This window comes from Micromonospora matsumotoense (genome assembly GCF_900091525.1).
Lineage (GTDB): Bacteria > Actinomycetota > Actinomycetes > Mycobacteriales > Micromonosporaceae > Micromonospora > Micromonospora matsumotoensis.
On record NZ_FMCU01000057.1, the window covers coordinates 1 to 1,038 of the forward strand.

2 protein-coding genes are annotated in these 1,038 nt (G+C 29.7%); both read left to right on the forward strand.

Translation table 11 applies throughout. The features are described 5' to 3' along the window. The first annotated feature begins 622 nt into the window (after positions 1 to 622). Positions 623 to 892 (forward strand): DUF2683 family protein, encoded by a 270-nt coding sequence (locus tag GA0070216_RS33530; RefSeq protein WP_091254930.1) that lies wholly within the window; start codon positions 623 to 625, stop codon positions 890 to 892. Then, on the forward strand, positions 883 to 1,038 hold a 156-nt coding region (locus tag GA0070216_RS36790), incomplete at its 3' end, for a type II toxin-antitoxin system YoeB family toxin (RefSeq protein ID WP_141723312.1). The genes GA0070216_RS33530 and GA0070216_RS36790, both read left to right, overlap by 10 nt.

Genomic DNA, 1,038 nt, shown 5'->3' on the forward strand with positions numbered 1-1,038 from the left:
CTCATCGGATTCATTCAGCGAAGCCAACAACATAAACAATACATCTAATTGACAGGCACTAAAATCATAACGACCCGATGTAATGGTATTATGTTGCTTTATTTTCTTTTCGGAAGGTGTTTTTTTGTTTTCCATAAAGCAAATATAATAAAGGAAACTAAATAAAGAAACTATTTAAAAAATAATTTCTTTTCGCTTATAAAAAGTTTCTTTTCGCTTATAAAAAGTTTCTTTTCAAATCGTTAACCCTTGATTTTATTGGGGTTTCCGAGTGCCTAAAGTATTTAAATCTTTTTAAAGTTTTTAAACAGTAGCGCGTGCGACCTAATTTTGTCTTGTTTTCGGTTTTTATTTGGTTGAAATCCCAAAAAAGTCCTTTCAGAAAAAAGTCCAAAAAAGAAAAACAAAAAAACAAAAAAGAAAAAGATTGAAAGTAAACCAGGGGGCGGGCGGGCGGTTTTTTGATGCTTTTTAAGGCTTTATTTTGATTATTTTGCTGTTTACAGTAAAATTATAAGTCTAAAAAAAAAAAGGCTTTAAAACGCTTTAAAATGATTTTATTAAAAACTTCTTTGGACTCTTCAAATTCGGTCAAAATAAAAATGCTAAAAAAACTTTACAAATGTACATAATTATGTACATTTGTAAAAAAACAATGATAACAATTAGCGTATCCGAATTTAGGGGAAATATCAAAAAATATCTTGATATAGCACAGGAAGAAAAAATATTGATCCACAGAGGTAAAGGCAAGACTTATGCGATTGTCCCTATTGCAGAAATAAATGATGAACCGTATAATCCCGAATTTGTAGCCAAAATAATGCGCTCAAAAGAAGACTCTGAAAAAGGCAGAGTTACATTTATAAAAACAGAGGATTTATGGAAATAGGGTATACTGATGAAGCCCTAAAAGATATTAGTTATTGGAAAAAAAGCGGGGACAAAATAATTCAAAATAAGATACAAAAACTAATTATTTCGATTCAAGAAAACCCAACTGAAGGAATCGGAAAGCCAGAAAAATTAAAACACAAT